This window comes from Desulfobacterales bacterium (assembly GCA_028704555.1).
Classification (GTDB): domain Bacteria; phylum Desulfobacterota; class Desulfobacteria; order Desulfobacterales; family JAQWFD01; genus JAQWFD01.
In genome coordinates this window covers 1-16,157 of record JAQWFD010000007.1, presented here as the reverse complement: position 1 = coordinate 16,157, position 16,157 = coordinate 1, and the positions used below count along the sequence as shown (strand labels likewise).

Sequence of the window (16,157 nt, the reverse complement as noted above, 5' to 3'; positions counted from 1 at the left end):
GGAGGGCAGAGGTCAGATGGCAGACGACTGCGGACTCACGACTCATGACTGCGGATTAATACGATGAGAATTCCGATTGCCACTTACAGGCTTCAGTTCAACGAGCAGTTTGATTTTAATTCGGCGGCCGGTGTCATTTCCTATTTGTCGGATCTGAATATGACAGATATTTACGCGTCTCCCATTTTCAAGTCCAGAAAGGGATCGCAGCATGGCTACGATATCATTGATCCAAATCAGATCAATCCTGAACTGGGTTCTGCTGAAACATTCGAACGACTGGCAGATGAAATCAACCTCAATCAAATGGGATGGGTTCAGGATATCGTTCCGAACCATACCGCCTTTGATCCGGATAACGCCCTGCTCATGGATGTTCTGGAAAACGGCATGGCTTCAGACTATGCCGGTTTTTTTGATATCCTGTGGAACCATCCCTGCCGGGATCTGAATCAGAAAGTGCTGGCGCCATTTGCCGGCGGGCATTTTGGTGATGAACTTGAAAAAGGGCTGATTCGGCTGATTTATGGTCCAAACGGATTTTCAGTCCATTATCATAAATTCATATTCCCTGTATCCATAGAATCTTATGGAATGATACTTAAACCGATACGTGAAGCATGCAAAAGCCGGATCCCTGCGGACCATCCGGACATGATCCGGCTGCGAAACGCTTCGGTTCATATCGCATCCTTATCGTTGTCCCCGTTTATAAAACTGCGCAGACGACAGTGCCACTATATAAAAAAAACGTTATGGAATATATACAACCGCAATCCGGTTATCCGCAGCATCATTGACACCGGTGTCGATCGCTTTAACGGCAGTCAGGATTCACCGGAAAGTTATTCCGGGCTTGATGAGCTTCTGGGATCTCAGCGGTTTCGTCTGTCTTACTGGAAAACAGCTGCGGATGAAATCAACTATCGCCGATTTTTCAGCATCAATGAATTGATCTGCTGGAGAACAGAGAAGGAGGAAGTATTCAACCATGTTCACAAACTGGTTCTTCAGCTGATCGAATCCGGGAGGATATCCGGATTAAGAATTGACCATATTGACGGGCTTTATGATCCGGAGGCATACCTGAAGCACCTTGCTGAACGTGTCGGGGACAGGTTCATCGTGGTCGAAAAAATTCTCGGCGCCACCGAGAAGCTTCCTTTGTCATGGCCTGTCCAGGGCACTACCGGCTATGACTTTTTGGGCCACGTGAATTCGATCTTCTGCCGGACCGATACCGCTCCGGAATTTACCCGTATATATCAGGAATTTACAGGAAACATCACCCCATGGCCGGACCTCGTCCATCAATCAAAAAAACGGTTCATGGAAGAAGAAATGGCGGGTGATCTGAATAATATATCCTTCCTGCTCAAAAATATCGCGGCTGGTTACCGCCACGGCAAAGATTTCACGTTCCACCGGTTAAGATCCGCTCTGAGAGAATTGCTGACCTGCTTTCCGGTATACAGAACCTTCATATCCGCCCGGGGCTGCAGCCCGATCGATCGTGACCATCTTCAATCTGCTGCTGCCACAGCCATTGAAAACCGGCCGGGACTCAGGCGTGAACTTGAATTTATCTTGGCCATGATGGTATCGGGGTTAAAAGGGTTTCATGACCCAACGGAAAAATGCCTTACATTTGTCATGAAATTCCAGCAGATGATGGCTCCCGTGATGGCCAAAGGGCTTGAAGATACGGCCTTTTATCAGTACAACCGCCTGCTGTCGCTCAACGATGTGGGTACCGCCCCTGCCCGGTTCGGCAGCAATCCGGATTTATTTCATGATGCTATGCGGCATCGGGCGGATCAATGGCCCCATTGCCTGAACGCCACCGCTACACATGATACCAAACGGGGTGAAGATGTCCGGTCCCGGCTCAACGTCCTGTCGGAAATCCCGCACGAGTGGGAAAGTACGCTCAAAATCTGGTCCGGACTGAACAGGGATAAAAAAATCATAAAAAACGGGGTTCCGGCACCGGACCCCAATGAGGAATACTACCTTTATCAGACCCTGATCGGCTCCTTTCCGTTTGACGGAAGCCACCCGTCCACCTTCGCTCATCGGATCAAAGCGCATATGGTGAAATCGCTCAGAGAGGCGAAGGTGCACTCTTCATGGTTTGATCCGGATTTATCTTATGAATCAGCCTGCACGGAGTTTATCGACAGGCTTCTGACGGATAGGCCCGGCAACGGATTTATGAAACATTTTCATCCGTTTTTCAGGAAGGTGGCCGGTTACGGCATATGGAATTCACTTTCACAGGTATTGATCAAAATTACAGCGCCGGGCATCCCGGATTTTTATCAGGGTACGGAACTGTGGGACCTGAACCTGACCGATCCGGACAACCGAAAACCCGTTGATTTTAAGGCTCGGAAAGCCTGCCTGCGGGCGATCCGGGAAAAAGAACGCACCGATATCGCCTCTTTGCTGACCGACCTGCTGACATCCAGAGAAAACGGAGAGATCAAATGCTTTCTGACAGTAAAAGCCCTTGAGGCCCGCAGAAAGCACCATACCACATTTCAGAGCCGCAGTTACATGCCGTTGTATGCATCCGGCACACTGAAAGATCATATCATCGCCTACATCCGTGTCTGGGAAGATCAGTGGTGCATGACCATCGCCCCCAGATTTTTCACTTCCCTGATAAAAGAGGCCCAGCATCCGCTTGGCCGAAAGGTCTGGCACGATACGCAGATCATGCTGCCCCCGGAAGCGCCATCCCGGTGGATCAATGTATTGACTGGCGAGCCGGTTCGCCTCCATGAGCGGTTTTTTATCGGCGATATTCTGGACCGGTTTCCGGTGGCGATGATGGCAGGGGAAAGGGAATAGGACTGAGTGCTGAGTTAAAAGCGTAGAAAAGCTCGGAGGGTTAAGGGCACAGAAGTCAGAGGGCAGAAGACTCTCAACTCTCAACTCACGACTGTTGAGACTCACGACTTTAGTGACTCACGACTTTATCTTTTGACTCACGACTGTTGAGACTCACGACGCATCTGACTGACAAGGACAGTGAATGACAAAAAGATCCAGCGGCATTCTTCTGCATATTACGTCTCTGCCTTCTGACTTTGGAATCGGGGATCTGGGGCCGGGAGCCTATGGGTTTGCCGATTTTCTGGCTCAAACGCGCCAGAGCGTCTGGCAGCTCCTGCCGCTGAATCCCGTTGAGGTTGTTCATGGCTGCTCGCCGTATTACAGCACGTCAGCCTTCGCGGGCAATGAGCTGCTCATCAGCCCGGAGTTTCTGGTCAGAGACGGACTGCTCAAACAATCAGAGCTTGATTCCCGTCCGCAATTTCCAAAGGACCGGGTTGATTTCAAAAAGACGGTCTCGTTTAAGAAACACCTTCTTGAACTGGCTTACGAACGGTTTAAAACCCTGGAAAGCCATGCGGATTTTGACCGCTTCTGCCGATATCATGCCGGCTGGCTGGATGATTTTTCGCTGTTTACTGTTCTGCGATCTCATTTCCGGGGTAAAATATGGGCTGAGTGGCCGGCTCCGCTTCGTGACCGACTTCCCGGCTCTCTTGAGGTAGCCGCAATCAAACTGGCGGACGCTTTAAACAGGGAAAAATTTTTCCAGTATATGTTTCATCTGCAATGGACCCGTCTGAAACGATACTGCAACCTCAAACGCATTCAACTGCTGGGAGATATCCCCATTTACATGCCATATGACAGTGCGGATCTGTGGATTCATCCGGACATATTCAAGCTGGACGAACACAAAAAGCCGATAGCCGTATCCGGCGTGCCGCCGGATTATTTCAGCCGGACCGGTCAGCTGTGGGGCCATCCGGTTTATAACTGGACGGCACTGATACAACTCGGGTACAGCTGGTGGATTCACCGGATACGTCACAATCTGGCATTATATGATCGGATCAGGATTGATCATTTCCGCGGATTCTGCGCCTGCTGGGAAGTCCCCGCCAGTGAATTAACGGCCCAAAACGGGAAATGGGTTGACACGCCGGGAATTGATTTTTTCAATCAGCTGATCCGAATCTTTCCCTGTCTGCCCGTGATTGCCGAAGATCTGGGGACCATCACCGCTGATGTCCGGGAACTCATGCATCAGTTTGGATTCCCGGGCATGAAAATTCTCGAATTTGCATTTGGAGATGATTTTCCTGCCAGTGCTTATATGCCGCACAACCTTCCGAAGCACTGCGTAGTCTATACAGGAACCCATGACAACGATACCGTCAGGGGCTGGTTTGAAGATCCGGAAAACAGCCTCCAGCGGCTGAACCTGTATCGCTACCTCGGAAGAAAAGTGCCTGTAGAGGAAATTCACCGTGAAATGATCCGGATGGCCATGATGTCGACTGCTGACCTGTCAATTATCCCCATGCAGGATATTCTGGGAATGGGAACCCATGCCCGAATGAATCAACCCGCACGGAAAACCGGCAACTGGCAATGGCGCCTTTGCTCCGATCAGATTACCCCGGAGACCATCGATATGCTGCTTGAAATGACTCATATCTATGAACGGGTGTAGATCAGTTGTGGGTTGTGAGTCGTGAGTCAACATGCATGATACGTATCATCTGTCTTCTGTCATCTGAAAGCACCTTTAAATAAGGAATAATCATATGAATCCGGCAAATGATCATTCTCTGCTGAAAGATACCATAGAGCTGGCCGAATCCTGGCAGAAACGGGCCAATGAATTGATTACGCCTTTTGAAAAAAGATACCAGAAACAGCTCAGCAGGCTCCTGTCACATCCGGCAGACAAGGTCACATTAACCCGTCTCATCGATCAGAGCTTTCGCAGCAAAAACGCGAAACGAACGGCCCGCAATCTTCATCACCTGTTTAGCCGCTATGGAATCCCCGATTTTTTCTATCCGGTTGAAAAAATTCTTCTGTATCTGTTTCTGGCCTTTGGCAGACATCTTCCGAAAATTGTGATTCCCGTAATAATCGACAAAATGAGGCAATACAGCAGCCGGATGATTGTTCCCGGAGAAAGTGACTTTTTTCATGCACATCTCAGGAAGCGAAAACGCCAGGGACTTAAGATGAACATCAATCATCTGGGTGAGGCGGTATTGGGAGAAGACGAAGCGTTCCGAAGGATTCAAGACTATATCCACGATCTGAAGGACCCTGATATTGAAACCGTATCCGTTAAAATTTCTACCATATACTCTCAGATTCATTCCCTGGCGTTTAACCATGCCGTCGAGATTCTCTGCCGCCGGTTATCCCTCCTGTATCAGACCGCATCCGAGCATGTGTTTACGCCCAAAGACGGCAATCCAGTTTCCAAATTTGTCTATCTGGATATGGAGGAATTCCGGGATCTGAGCATTACCACCGCCGCGTTTATGCGAACCCTGGACCAGAAAGAGTTTTTAACCTGCAACGCCGGCATCGTGCTCCAGGCCTACCTGCCGGATTCTTTCAATTTTATGAAACAGCTGACCCAATGGGCCATGAAGCGTAGCGAACGGGGCGGATCACCCATTCGAATCCGGATCGTCAAGGGAGCCAATCTGGCAATGGAACAGGTTGAATCCTCATTGCATAACTGGCCCCTGGCTACTTACGACAACAAACAGGATGTGGATGCCAATTACAAACGGATGGTTCAATTTGGTATGCAGCCGGACCATATCCAGAGCGTTCATTTGGGTATTGCCTCCCACAACCTGTTTGATCTGGCCTATGCCTGGCAACTGGCCCGCCGGTATGACGTAACGCCCTATATGAATTTCGAAATGCTCGAAGGCATGGCCGACCATGTCAGAAGAGCCATTTCGGAACAAACCGGCGAGGTGCTTTTATATGCACCGGTTGCCGGCCGGGAGGAATTTATCAACGCCATTGCATATCTGATCCGACGTCTGGATGAAAATACCGGGCCGGAGAACTTTCTCCGGTATTCACCGGATTTACAACCGGACTCGTGCCAATGGCGGCTTCTTAAAGACCAGTTTTTAACTGCCTGCGCCCATACGGTAAACGTTTCGGAGCAGTCCCATCGGATTCAGGACCGGAACAGCGAAATTTTTCCGGAGCGTTTAACGTCATTTCACTCAGGAGAATTTACCAATGAACCTGACACGGACTGGTCCCTGGCAAACAACCGGAACTGGGCGGAACAAATCCGTAAAAAATGGAAAAAATCCGATAAGGATGATCCCGTCCAGATCCCGCTGGTCATCGGGGAAAAAGAGATTTACCAAAACCGGACAACCCGGGACTGCATAGACCCGTCCCAGCTTCCGGAGCAAATCTGTATCGCTACCTGGCGTCTGGCAACTGAGGAAGATATCGATCAGGCGGTTGACATCGCAAAAACCGACCTGGACGGCTGGAGAAAGCTGCCCCTGAAACTACGGCACCAGATATTGTCCGATGTGGCCATGACGCTTCGAAAATCCCGGGCGGATCTGATCGGAGCCGCGGCCGCCAATACGGCAAAACTCCTGACCGAGTCTGATCCGGAAGTCTCTGAAGCAATTGATTTCACGGAATACTATCCGCTTTCCGCAAGGGAGTTTACAAAAATCCCCACAATCACATCCTCCGGCAGGGGCGTATGCGTTGTTATTTCCCCATGGAATTTTCCGATTGCCATCCCCTGCGGCGGGATTGTTGCCGCTCTGAGCGCGGGAAATACCGTCATTTTCAAACCTTCATCCGATGCGGTCCTGGTCGGCTGGATTCTGTGTCAGGCCTTCTGGAAAGCAGGGATATCCCGCAACGTTCTTCAGTTTCTGCCATGCAGCGGTTCACAAACCGGCAATCATCTCACTGGCCATCCGGGTGTGGATGCGGTGATTTTGACCGGTGGAACCGAAACGGCCATGCGCATGCTTGAACACCATCCCGGCATGGTTCTGTCCGCCGAAACCGGAGGGAAAAATGCTACGATTGTCACGGCATGTTCAGACCGGGACCAGGCGATCCGCCATGTGATCAATTCCGCTTTTGGCAACACCGGTCAGAAATGCTCAGCCACATCGCTTCTGATTCTCGAAAAGGAGGTGTATGAAGACGAGCATTTCAAAGCCCAGCTCATCGATGCTGCCAAAAGCGTTCCAGCCGGCTCTGCCTGGGAATTTGAAAGCCGGATGGGGCCGTTGATCCGGCCCCCGGCAGGTGCTCTGGAACGCGCATTGACGAGACTGGAACCGCAGGAAACCTGGGCGCTGAAACCGGAAATGGCGGAAGACAACCCCCACCTGTGGACACCCGGGATAAAATGGGATGTGCAGCCGGGTTCGTATACCCATATGACCGAATTTTTCGGTCCCCTTCTGGGTGTCATGCGGGCGGATGATCTGGAACACGCCATCCGGCTGGTCAATATGACCGGATACGGACTGACCTCCGGCCTCGAAAGTCTGGATTTTCGGGAACAGGATGTGTGGAAAGCATCGATTAAAGCCGGCAATCTGTATATCAACCGGGGAACAACCGGCGCCATAACCTTGCGGCAGCCATTTGGCGGAATGGGAAAATCGGCCATCGGTCCGGCCATCAAAACCGGTTCTCCCAATTATGTATCCGCGTTCATGACATTTGAAGACACTGCAATGCCGCAAACCCATGCCATCTTAAAGGATCATCCGCTGCTGCAGATAGCGCTCCGGTGGCAGCAGAAACTGAACTGGGGTCAACTCGAAAAATTCGAAACAGATCTTCGAAAAACCATCCGTGCCATCAAAAGCTATCTGTATCATGCCGGGCAGGAATTTGATCGGGAGAAAGACTATTTTCATCTGAGAGGTCAGGACAACCTTTTCCGGTATCTTCCTTTGGGCACCATCGTGATCAGAGTCCATGGTCAGGATACCGTATTTGACACCCTGGCCAGAATCGCCGCAGTCAGGATTGCCGGGAGCATCCCCATTCTCAGCATACCGAAAGATCTGAACGCAGGGATAACCGAATTTCTCGATACCGTTGAAGGACGCCATTTTTCAGAGAATATGCCGGTTCGGCGTCAATCGGATCAGCAGCTCATCGCCACGATGTCCATTGCCGACCGTTTCCGATATGCAGCTCCCGACCGCGTGCCGGAGCCGGTTCTTAAAGCCGCCGCCCTGGCGGGATTTTACATTGCCAGCGCGCCGGTTCTGATGGAAGGCCGGATCGAACTGCTTCATTATTATCTGAATCAGAGCGTGTGCGTCGATTATCACCGATACGGCAACCTGGGTGAACGGGCACAGTAGAAGAGGCTTCCAGCCTTTTTAAAAAGAGCCGGAAAATGGCGCTTCTACTCCATACTGCGGGCCTCAAATAAATCAAACAGTCTTACTTGTCTATCCGCATCCCCACATTTGTCATCATCAAAACAGCCGATTCTCAACAAGAAAGAATCGGCTGTTTTTTTAAGACCGAAGCGTCAAATTTGATTTGATTCCCGTTTTAACAGGGGTTAATCGATCATATTTACCGGCGTGCCGTTCAGCCATTGCGTCACATTATTAACCGCCAGCGTCGCCCGTCTGTCAAAGGCCTCCCATGTCGCAAACGCCACATGAGGCGCAAACACCGCTTTTTTCTGTTTCAGCAGAGGATCTTGCGGATTCAATGGCGGCTCGATATCAAAAACATCGATCCCGGCACCGGCGATCTCACCCTTTTCCAATGCATCCGCCAGTGCAATATTATCGACTACCGGACCGCGTGAGGTATTGATCAAAATGGCGGAGGATTTCATCAACGCTATTTTCTCCCGGCTGATCATCCCGCCGGTTTCATCTGTCAGCGGCACATGAAGGGTAACGATATCACTTGCTTCCAGGAGTTCATCGAAAAAAACATACCGAACGCCCAGATTTACCGCCTCGATCCTTTGGCTTCGACTGCAGGCAAGCAGTCTGCAGCCAAAGGCCTTTCCGATTTGAGCCACCCGAAGTCCGATAGCGCCGGTCCCTATAATTCCCAGTGTTTTCCCGCTGAGATCATGCCCGATCAAACCCGCCCGTGTTTTTCCTTCACGGGTGGCCCGATCACACTGCACCAGATTGCGCAGGACAGCGATCATCAGACCAAAGGATAGCTCGGCAACCGAGTCCGTCGAATATCCTGCGCAGTTGCATACCGTAATGCCCCGTGCCCTGCACGCATCCAGCGCCACATGATCCACCCCGGTAAATGCGACGGAAATCATTTTCAATTTTCGTAACCCGCAAATCACCTGGCCCGACAGTGGCAGATTGCCGATCATGACAATATCCGCATCCGCTGCCCGGCTCAGGATGATTTCATCATCCTCTTCGCGGGTAGCATACGAAACGAATTTGTGGCCATCTGCCCGGAATGAATCAGATAGCCGTTCAAGCGCCGGATCAGGCACAAACAGGGGCTCGAGCAATACGATTTTCATTAATTTTTCCTTTTAATTTATGACAAAAAAATGAAATCAGGTTATATCTACTGACAATGCGGGTAATCAATGATTTATAAAATGTGTACCGGATATCTTTATACTGAGTCAACAGGAAAGGCCTGATTTATGGGTTTAAACGATTATTCCAAAACCATCAAAGAAATTGAACATCTTGCTCAGCAGCAACAATACAAACAGGCTGTGCGGCTGCTAAGTTTCACACTGCAACACGCGCTGACACGACTGTACGATCATATCAAACGCAATGCATCCGCAGATGATCTGAAGCGGCTTCTGGCAGCGGAAGAAAGCATATCGAACGGAAAAGAACCCTTCGGGCAGTTTTCTCTTGATCAGATCATCTCTTTTTTTAACCGGATTGAAATCCCGGGTCTGGCCGAACCATTAACGGACCGGCCACTCATGGTTTCTCAGCACCTGCCGCTGAAACGGTTCCGGGATTTCATCAACCTGTACGCCCGTTCGAATCTGGTGCCGGACAAAGAGGAACTGCCCGGGCTGATCGAAAGTCTTAAAAAATTCGTTTCAGAAACCGGTCTGGCAACCCGCCGGATCGATTCCGGGGCAGATGCAGCGATTCAAGGCGAATCAGCCTCTGTTGATATCCCCTCACTGATCTGCCCGTCATGCGGAGAATCTGTTGAAAAAGGCTGGAGCATTTGCCCGTGCTGCGAAACATCCCTCATCAGACAGCTTATCTGCCCCGAATGCAAAAAAACCGTCAAAGAGCATTGGAAACGCTGCCCCGTATGCTTAACACGGCTGGTATGCCAATCTTGCGGCCAGCGGCTTGTTCAAACCGGAAAAAATTGTCCCGGATGCGGCGCACAGCTTACGGACTCCCCCGCAGTTGCTTCACAACTCATCGAACCGGTTACCGGAATGGAATTTATCTTCGTAACCGGCGGTTCATTTATGATGGGAGATGCGTTCGAAGAAGGGCTGGCTGATGAAATACCGCTTCATCATGTGCAGCTTGACGGCTTTTATATGGGCAGGTATCCGGTTACCCAGGGGCAATGGAAAAACGTAATGAAACACAACCCGTCCTTTTTCGACAGGGGAGATGCCTATCCGGTGGAACAGGTGTCCCTGCCGGAGGTTAATACGTTTCTGGACAAACTGGCGGAACTGAACCACGGCAGGTATCCATTCAGTCTGCCCACCGAAGCTCAGTGGGAATATGCGGCCCGAAGCGGGGGAAAAAAAGAAAAATATGCCGGCGGGGATAACATCGACGGGCTGGCATGGTATACGGAAAACAGTAAGGGATCCACCCATCCGGTCGGAAAGAAAAATCCCAACGGACGGGGACTCTACGATATGAGCGGCAATGTGTGGGAGTGGTGCCGGGATATATTTTCGAATAATGCCTATACCGATCATGCACCCGTTAATCCCGTATACACGGAAAACGGATCAGACCACCTGGAGCATGTGATCCGGGGCGGAAGCTGGAATCTGGATGCCTGGAGCTGCAGATGCTCCCGCCGCTTTGGCTACTCACCGGAGTTCATGGGTCCGGGACTCGGGTTCCGGCTGGTGACCAGATGAGTCTGTCCTTATGCGGCTTTTTTCAACTCTGCCAGTTCCATTTTATTGACCTGAATCATAAACCGGATAAATTCAGCGCATTCGGATGCATCTGAGCTGTCTTTCCAGGACTGCATGAGTTTCACCGGATCTTCGCCTATTCCCTGCAGCTTGATCAACACGCTGAACAGATCTTTATATTCATCCGGATCAAGGGCAAACAAGGATTTGGCGAACGTCAGGTAATGGCGGTATGTTTTAAAATGATGAAGGGTTTTGGGAATATCAAAAAAAATCTGCATAAAATATATCTATATTTTCCTTTTTGATGGCCTGATAAAAAATTATAGCCCTTATTTGTCATTTCCATGAAGCTTGTCCCCGGCCGGATCAGGGAATGGGAATGACGGATGGGGGTATTTTTTACGAGACCATTTTTTTTAATTTAAAAGCAGCAATGTTCAGTCAGATGCCAGACGCTTTTTCAAATTCTTCAGCATCATTTTCACGGATTCTCCATTCGGAGCCATTGCCATCGGATTGATGTCAACCAGACTCTGCCAGACATCGATGGCTCCGGGTATGTCATTCAGATCGTGCATCAGCACAATCCCTTTATCAAATCTTGCGATTTCATGCCTCGGATCCACGGCAACGGCTTTATCAAAGGATTCGATCGCCTTATCCGGTTTGCCGATTTTTCGGTACATGACGCCCAGATCAGTCAACACATCGGCATTATCCGGCTCATAACCCAGAGATCGGGTATACGCATCGATCGCCTTCTGATACTGCAAGGTGTCAAAATACATGTGCCCTAAACCGGTCCACAACCGGGGATCATCCGGATGATTTACGGTTTCATCCTCAAGACTGCGTATCTGCTCGGCCATATCAACGGACACCCGGCTTTGCGGCAGCACCGGTTGCAGCACCGCCTGTTGCGGTATTTCGGAAACGGCCCCCGGCATATATGGATCCGTATTGAATGCGGAATACACAATTCCTCCCAAAAAACCGGCAATACATGCGGCAGCGGCTATAAAAAATGCGGTTTGCTTCTTTATATGGTCAGATTTCATATTCCCCATACGTTTTTAATTCGTCTGATATTGCTCCCGGCAATCCATAGCAAACGATGTACATCACCCGGTGATGTCCGGCCGGATTTTAGCTATTTTATCCCATATGCTTCCATAATCAAAGTTTTTTTTTGCGTTTTCATTTAACCTTTACAGGCCGGGGTTCACCATATCTTCCCTGTATAACCGAAAACAAACACCTCCTCTTCAACCGGTGTATTTTTAAAAATACGGTCTGATTTTTCGGGCTTGATCATAACTGTGGCCATATTTTGCTATGCGTAGCCTCGAAGTCCAGCCCGTTGCCGGCGTACGACATGGCGCGATCCGGAAAAAAGATGTCGGGGCCATGAAGCGTTAAGAAGCGCAAACTGTTTGAGGCGTGCCGAGTTTTTGCGCTTTAGATTCATGGGCCCGGAATCCCCCGTATCGTGCTGGAGAAGCCGGCAATGGGCGGGACGGGCCCCGTGACATGGTGGCCGCAGTTATGATCAAGCCCTATGATTGCATCAAAGGGCTTCGTTCCTTTATTTTGTACTGCGTACTTTTATTGCTTACACGCATATGCCAACAGGTATCGATATATCGAGCCGCCTGCCCCCCCTGCCTTAGCCCTAAATGCAAAAGCTGTCTGTGCAATCAACCACTGAAAATATCTAATTTCAGGATAATTTATCAAAAAAGCGAGCCATACGGATCATGCAATCAATAATTCTTATATTTACTTATAAATTAATTGATTAATCTGAATTTCAAAACTATAATGCTCATTATTAATGATAAAACTTATTAGTAATCATTCAAAATAGCAACGTATTCAATTTCAAGGAATACAACCCGTATCAAGCGGAATACATAACGGAGTTCTGTCATAAAGCCTTGACACAAGCTTAAAAATAAATTGCACAGATACAGTCCTTTCATAAACACCAATAGTTACATCCCGTCATTACTGAAACAGCTTCATATTTTTTAAACAGGCAATTAATTTGTTCGTTCTGCATTTGCCGTCAGCAGGTAATGCTTTTTAGCCTTAAAATGGGATTACCCGTCACTTTACGCGAACGACATGCCAAATCATAAAAACGGAATCAATCAGACATCAGATACGAACTGACTGTAATTACAATAAATTGGTTCAGGACATCGTCCATATATTTTTTTTCGTTCATTTTAACCAAAATCTAACAAAGGAGAAAAAGATGAACAGAAAGTTTATGGGATTAATTGTATTTTTAGTTATTATGCTGCAATTTTCTTTAACATTCGGAGCAGATGGACCGTACGTAAGTGTTAATTTAGGCGTAAATGTTTTGAGCGAATCTGATTTAACGACTAACTTCGGTCCGGCACAATTAGATTATGATTTAGGTTTTACGCCGGGGCTCTCCCTGGGTCAGGATTATGGAAATATTCGGATTGAAGCGGAAATAAGCTATCTGAAAAACGGCTATGACAAAATAAAACCTGCAGGAAACTTGCTGAATTCTGACGGTGATGTTGAGACCTGGGTTTTTATGTTGAATGGTTTTTATGACTTTGAAAACAGCTCCCCATTCACCCCATATGCAGGTGGCGGAATAGGCTTTGCACAAATTGATATTAATGACTTTTCTGTTTACAATCACACTGTCGGCAATGACGAAGATACGGTATTTGCCTACCAGCTCGGCGCTGGAATAAATTATGAAATTTCCGAATCCATATCCCTGGACTTGAGTTATAAATATTTAGTAACCGATGACCCTGAGCTCATGATACGTGGTAATGACCCTACCTTCACTGTAACCGAATCGGAATATAAAACGCATAGAATTTGTGCCGGAATCCGGGTCAGTTATTAACGTATCTGATTTTTTCTGTTTTACATATAACAGCCGGATTCAATTCTGAATCCGGCTGTTATTTTAATATATTGAAAAAAAATCGAACCTTTTCATCGCCTTTTTTACCCACGATTCAAGACCTGCTGTCATCATCAGCCCCTGAACCTGCGAATTTTCATTCACTGCGGCTTGTAATCTCAACCAGGTGAAACCCGAACTGGGTCTTGATGGGGCCATGAACCTTCCCGACTTCCTCATTGAATACTACCTGATCAAATTCTTTGACCATCTGCCCCGGATAAAACTCACCCAGGTCACCGCCACACTGCCCTGAAGGGCATTTTGAAAATTCCTTGGCCATATCGGCAAAAGCGGATCCGTTTTCAATTTTCATTTTAATTTCTTCACATGCTGCCTGAGTATCCACCAAAATATGACGAGCCGCCGCTTTAGTCATGCATCCTCCATTCCTGTCAATAAATTCATATAAATTTGAGTATAACAACGTTGCCACACCCGTAAAATCTTAATCGCCCTTAGCTACCATTACCCGACTTTAATTGCAAAATCATTTTTCAGCCTTCGCAGCGGTCAGAAATATGCCTGCAATCCGGATTCAATGATCTCAAAGCCCAGAACTTCAGGCCACCTTAAACTATCCACGCCATCCATGTCTGTCTGCGCTTGGCGCCGGATAATCTGCCTTTCAAAGGCAAGTTGCTCTTCACGGGAAAGTTCCAATTCCCGGCTCACCCGCATCTTTTCAACCACGATTTTCATCTCGCTGTTCAGGGGGACCGCAACAAAAAAGTTCCGATAGGTCATGGAAGGCAGAATTTTGGCTTCAAAATAACTGACCCGCAACGAAAGACCATCAAAATTCACCCATGGCCACAGATGCCCGCTGAAATACAGTTTGTCAGTGGAAATCGACCAAAGCGTCTTTGCGAAACCGCCTTCCTGAAAACGCACCGCCTGGGTTTTGAGCATATCCGGGTTACCCGTCAGGCAAAGGGCCCGGATATAACCGTTTTCCGTGATGTCTTCATGGCTTTTCTTCGTCCATTGAGCGCTTCGCTTTCGCATCGCTGCCTTCTGGAACCGGTTCTGGTAAACAAACGAGCAATAATTGATCGGAAGATCAATGCCGCTATCCTTTGCGAAGCGAATCATATCCAGGGCAACAAGTTCGGATTCAAGCACCGTGACCTTTTCTCCGTGCAAAAACGTGTAGCCTCTCCGTGCAAGCTGCTTGAAATTATGGGGAGTGAGCCGAAGCTGATGCAAATTCAGAAAGTTGATTCCGGCATCCTTCATTTCCAGAATTTTAAGCTTCATTTGCTCGAAGGCTTCAGGCACCGCCGGAATCTCTACGGTAACATGCGGAATGACACCCACGGCGGATGCTGCTTTTTCCAGACTGTAATGGGCGGCACCGATATCAAACCGGATTTCGTCCAGGCCCGCGTCCCTGAGCTTTAAAAACATATCCGGCGTTGCCAGGGTTCCGTTGGTGTAAAGCCAGGTATATATATCGCCTCCGAATTTTTTCTTGACCGCGGCCAGATAACTCAGGCTCCGGTCAAAAGTCAGCAGCGGCTCACCGCCGCTGATGCTCACGCCCTTGAATTGAAATTTTTCGATGTAATCCACATAATCCGAAGGGGTGAGAAATTGAACGGAATTGGTGGTCGGCACATCGATCTCGTTTTGCTCGGCCGGGCAGTAAAAACAGTGGCAGTTGCATTTACCGTTGATAAACAGGCAGGACCATACGCCCTGGCCGCAGATCTCGCACCCCGGTGACATCCGGGTACAATCGAGTTTGGCTTCCTTGAAGCCGAATTTCACCCTGTCTCGAAGATCGGAAAGAATCCCGCTGCGGCGTTCTTCAGCCGCCCGGTCCTCGTCAACAGAGAGCCATTTCAGCCCATTATAATTCTGGCCGTATTCCTGCCGGTTGGCTTCAATGAGCCGGTTTTTAAAATAATCCGATGGGTTCATATATATGTCTCAAATAAGGTGTTGGTTCAAATACTCGAACAGATTGCGTTTAAAATTCACTTTCTAACCGGGCCGTCGCTTTTTTTCTGTAGACATAAAGCAAGGTATCTGATCCATGGATATTCGGAAAGACGCTCTATGATTTCTGTCCGCGGAGGGTTGTGATGAGTATATCACGATAACCGGAAAAGTTAATCATCATTTTCAACTCCTCCGGCAAGCAAGATGCCGGTCATTGTCGGGAAAAAATATTCTGACGTCCATTACCCCGGGATTATTCACGCCCCCCCCCCCCCC

The 16,157-nt window shown here is 48.8% G+C and carries 10 protein-coding genes; 5 read left to right on the top strand and 5 right to left on the bottom strand.

The window, feature by feature from the left end; all coding sequences use genetic code 11:
- Window positions 1-63: 63 nt before the first annotated feature.
- The 3 genes from treY (at window position 64) to PHQ97_04235 (ending at window position 8,231) form a co-directional block, all read left to right on the top strand.
- On the top strand, window positions 64-2,856 hold the full coding sequence (treY, locus tag PHQ97_04245) for a malto-oligosyltrehalose synthase (protein MDD4391947.1): 2,793 nt from the start codon (window positions 64-66) through the stop codon (window positions 2,854-2,856).
- Window positions 2,857-3,040: 184 nt separating this feature from the next.
- Window positions 3,041-4,537: a 4-alpha-glucanotransferase gene (gene malQ / locus PHQ97_04240; protein ID MDD4391946.1), complete on the top strand. Its 1,497-nt coding sequence runs from the start codon at window positions 3,041-3,043 to the stop codon at window positions 4,535-4,537.
- A gap of 94 nt (window positions 4,538-4,631) precedes the next feature.
- A complete protein-coding gene (locus tag PHQ97_04235; protein MDD4391945.1) occupies window positions 4,632-8,231 on the top strand; it encodes a bifunctional proline dehydrogenase/L-glutamate gamma-semialdehyde dehydrogenase in 3,600 nt (1,199 codons plus the stop codon).
- Between the two features lie 206 nt (window positions 8,232-8,437).
- Here the strand turns inward: PHQ97_04235 and PHQ97_04230 are convergent, their stop codons facing one another.
- A complete protein-coding gene (locus tag PHQ97_04230; GenBank protein MDD4391944.1) occupies window positions 8,438-9,391 on the bottom strand; it encodes an NAD(P)-dependent oxidoreductase in 954 nt (317 codons plus the stop codon).
- Between the two features lie 129 nt (window positions 9,392-9,520).
- Here PHQ97_04230 and PHQ97_04225 point away from each other — a divergent pair, with 129 nt between their 5' ends.
- Window positions 9,521-10,969, top strand: coding sequence for an SUMF1/EgtB/PvdO family nonheme iron enzyme (locus PHQ97_04225; GenBank protein MDD4391943.1), 1,449 nt, complete (start codon window positions 9,521-9,523; stop codon window positions 10,967-10,969).
- 8 nt (window positions 10,970-10,977) lie between these two features.
- Here the strand turns inward: PHQ97_04225 and PHQ97_04220 are convergent, their stop codons facing one another.
- Both PHQ97_04220 and PHQ97_04215 read right to left on the bottom strand, forming a co-directional pair.
- Window positions 10,978-11,250, bottom strand: a complete 273-nt coding sequence (locus tag PHQ97_04220; protein ID MDD4391942.1) for a hypothetical protein — start codon at window positions 11,248-11,250, stop codon at window positions 10,978-10,980.
- Window positions 11,251-11,409: 159 nt separating this feature from the next.
- Window positions 11,410-12,030, bottom strand: coding sequence for a tetratricopeptide repeat protein (locus PHQ97_04215; protein MDD4391941.1), 621 nt, complete (start codon window positions 12,028-12,030; stop codon window positions 11,410-11,412).
- A gap of 1,202 nt (window positions 12,031-13,232) precedes the next feature.
- On the opposite strand from PHQ97_04215, the gene PHQ97_04210 reads away from it, so the two are divergent.
- On the top strand, window positions 13,233-13,874 hold the full coding sequence (locus tag PHQ97_04210) for an outer membrane beta-barrel protein (GenBank protein ID MDD4391940.1): 642 nt from the start codon (window positions 13,233-13,235) through the stop codon (window positions 13,872-13,874).
- A 157-nt stretch (window positions 13,875-14,031) separates the two neighbouring features.
- Here the strand turns inward: PHQ97_04210 and PHQ97_04205 are convergent, their stop codons facing one another.
- Window positions 14,032-14,370: a peptidylprolyl isomerase gene (locus PHQ97_04205; GenBank protein ID MDD4391939.1), complete on the bottom strand. Its 339-nt coding sequence runs from the start codon at window positions 14,368-14,370 to the stop codon at window positions 14,032-14,034.
- 77 nt (window positions 14,371-14,447) lie between these two features.
- Window positions 14,448-15,860 carry a radical SAM protein gene (locus tag PHQ97_04200; GenBank protein MDD4391938.1) on the bottom strand — a complete coding sequence of 471 codons (1,413 nt, stop codon included), beginning with the start codon at window positions 15,858-15,860 and terminating at the stop codon, window positions 14,448-14,450.
- Between the last annotated feature and the right edge of the window lie 297 nt (window positions 15,861-16,157).

Coding starts and splice junctions, on each gene's coding strand:
- treY (MDD4391947.1), top strand. CDS start 64: ATGAGAATTCCGATTGCCACTTACAGGCTTCAGTTCAACGAGCAGTTT.
- malQ (MDD4391946.1), top strand. CDS start 3,041: ATGACAAAAAGATCCAGCGGCATTCTTCTGCATATTACGTCTCTGCCT.
- PHQ97_04235 (MDD4391945.1), top strand. CDS start 4,632: ATGAATCCGGCAAATGATCATTCTCTGCTGAAAGATACCATAGAGCTG.
- PHQ97_04230 (MDD4391944.1), bottom strand. CDS start 9,391: ATGAAAATCGTATTGCTCGAGCCCCTGTTTGTGCCTGATCCGGCGCTT.
- PHQ97_04225 (MDD4391943.1), top strand. CDS start 9,521: ATGGGTTTAAACGATTATTCCAAAACCATCAAAGAAATTGAACATCTT.
- PHQ97_04220 (MDD4391942.1), bottom strand. CDS start 11,250: ATGCAGATTTTTTTTGATATTCCCAAAACCCTTCATCATTTTAAAACA.
- PHQ97_04215 (MDD4391941.1), bottom strand. CDS start 12,030: ATGAAATCTGACCATATAAAGAAGCAAACCGCATTTTTTATAGCCGCT.
- PHQ97_04210 (MDD4391940.1), top strand. CDS start 13,233: ATGAACAGAAAGTTTATGGGATTAATTGTATTTTTAGTTATTATGCTG.
- PHQ97_04200 (MDD4391938.1), bottom strand. CDS start 15,860: ATGAACCCATCGGATTATTTTAAAAACCGGCTCATTGAAGCCAACCGG.